1 protein-coding gene (cut by a window edge) is annotated in these 483 nt (G+C 24.4%); it reads right to left on the minus strand.

Going from position 1 to position 483, the window contains the following annotated elements; translation table 11 throughout:
• Nucleotides 1-370 precede the first annotated feature (370 nt).
• A protein-coding gene (locus LUA84_RS03740; protein WP_457913300.1) for a hypothetical protein crosses the window boundary here: on the minus strand, nucleotides 371-483 show its 3' end. 187 nt of this gene lie beyond the right edge of the window; only the last 113 of its 300 coding nucleotides appear in the window; its start codon lies off the right edge, out of view — the gene reads right to left on this strand; the stop codon is at nucleotides 371-373.

The raw sequence follows: 483 nt of genomic DNA on the forward strand, positions 1-483 counted from the left end.
TAAATATATTTTTTATTTTTGGTATTGAATCTAAATCTATTTCATTATTTAATAATTTTTCAACAAATGAATCAATATCCATATTAAATGTTTGCTTAATATAATCTTCAGTTAATCTTTTATTTCCTTCCAATCATCCTCTCTTTAATAATAATTCCTTTAATGTTTCCTTATCTATTTCCCCCCATGCAACCCATGGTTCTACTTTTTTTATCATTCCTCTGTATATCTTTTGTATCCTTCATTATAACTGCATAATTATTTCTTCTGAATCTTACAAATATAATGTATCTTTTATTTCTTTATTTGCCTTAACAGTTCCTTTTATCCTTACAATTACTAATAATCCCATTTTATACAAATCCTATCTTTAATCCTGAATATTTGGCATATTCCTCTTTAATTCATATCCTACTGTTTTTCTTAATGCATTATAAACTGCCATTGCAAAATTATATCTTTTTCTAGTTTGTCCAAAAGATT

The organism is Candidatus Nanopusillus massiliensis (assembly GCF_920984865.1).